This is a genomic window from Allostella sp., from assembly GCF_041913585.1.
Lineage (GTDB): Bacteria > Pseudomonadota > Alphaproteobacteria > ATCC43930 > Allostellaceae > Allostella.
Map to the genome: position 1 here is coordinate 1 of NZ_JAYSFE010000213.1, position 1,717 is coordinate 1,717.

The window sequence follows — 1,717 nt, forward strand, 5'->3', positions numbered from 1 at the left end:
GCGCGAGCGGCCCGGGCCGGCATTGTAGGCGGCGACCGCCAGGATGTAGGAGCCGCCGAAATTGCGGATCTGGTCGGCGAGATAGCGGCTGCCGAGCGCCACGTTGTAGGCCGGGTCGGTGACGAGCCGCTGGTCGGAATGCGGCTCGCCAGTCTGGCGGGCGAGCTGCCGCGCCGTGGCCGGCATGAGCTGCATCAGCCCGCGGGCGCCGGCGCTGCTGACCGCCGCCGGGTCGAACATGCTCTCCTGCCGGATGACGGCATTGACCAGGGCCGGCTCGATATCGGCCTCGGTCGCCGCCATCTGGACCGGGAAGGCGGCACCCGGCAGGTGGACCCCCGCGTAGCCGGCGCGCTTGCCGGCCAGCACGCCGAGGTTCGGCCGCCCGGCCCGCTGGGCGAGGCGGGCGGCGAGGGCGTGCTCGGCCGGGGTCTTCGCATCGAAGACGAGGCGGTGGACGAATGGACTGGCGGCGCGGGCCTCGCCGATCGCCAGCAGCAGTTCGACGGCGACTGCGGGTTCGCGCTGGGCGAAGGCGACGGCCTCGGCGTCGGTCGGCTCGATCGCCGGCACCACCACCCAGTCGGGGGCGGTGGTGAGGCCGATCCGCTCGGCGGCCAGCTGGCCGTAGTAGGTGGTGAGATGGCGCGCGGCATGCTGGTAGCGGGCCATGGCCTGCGCCTTGTCCCCCGCCGCCTCGGCCGCCCGGCCGAGCCAGTAGGCGGCGCGGGCGGAACTGATCGGCATGCCGACGGCGGCGTCGAGGCGGGTGAAGTGCGCCAGGGCCTTGGCGGGATCGTCGAGGAAGCGCAGCGCGATCCAGCCGGCCAGGAACTCCGCCTCGGCCAGCGGCGCGCCCTCGGTGTAGCCATGGGTCGAGGCGAGGCGGTAGGCGCTGGCGGTGGCGCCGGTGCGCAGCGCCCGCCGGGCGAGCAGGTTGCGCTCGACCCACCACGCGGCCGGACGCACCTGCTCGGGCGGCCGGCCGGTGAGGATGATCTCGGCCGCGGCGTCGTCCTCCACCCGCCGGTAATGGCGGACGAGGTCGAACATCAGGCCGGGGTCGGCGCGCTCGGTCTCGGTCAGGCGCGCCAGCCCGTCGCTGCCGCGCCCGGCCTTGAGGCGCAGCCGCACCTCGGCGACCCGCTGCCGGGAGGCGTCGACCAGCGGCAGCATGCGCTGGGCACCGACCGTCTCGTTGGCCCAGATCAGCCGGTCGAGCCGGTCGGCATGGTCGGCCGGCCGCAGCGCCGTCCCGAAGCGGGCGAGGAAGTCCTTTTCCTCCTCGGCCCGCAGGCTGCCCTCGACCCAGGCCTGGCGGAGCACGGCATTGCCGTCGTCGACCCGTCCGAGCCGGAGCAGCGCCTGGCCATAGGCGACGCGGCCGGCGTGGGTCTCGGGCGGCCGGCGGCCGAACCAGGCCGCCACCGCCGCATCGGGCGCCGCCGGGTCGAGCCGCTCCTCGACGAGCCGCTGCAGCCGCTGGGCGCCGGGCCACCCGGGATTGGCGTCGAGGAAGGCCGCGATCTCGGCCGCGTCGGCCGGCAGGTCGTCGCGCTGCCATTCCAGCCACCGCACGAGCTTGGGGGCGACCGGGTTGCCGCTCGCCTCGGCGAGACGGCGGGCGTCGGCCCAGGCGCCGGTGCGGATCGCCGCACCTGCCTGCTGCCAGACGGCCGCGACCTCGGCCGGCAGGCCGGCCTGGGCGGCGGCCGGC

The 1,717-nt window shown here is 76.2% G+C and carries 1 protein-coding gene; it reads right to left on the minus strand.

Annotation, left to right across the window (positions count from 1 at the left end):
• A partial coding sequence (locus tag ACE3Q3_RS23040; protein WP_374449984.1) for a transglycosylase SLT domain-containing protein occupies positions 1–1,717 on the minus strand: 1,717 nt, incomplete at both ends.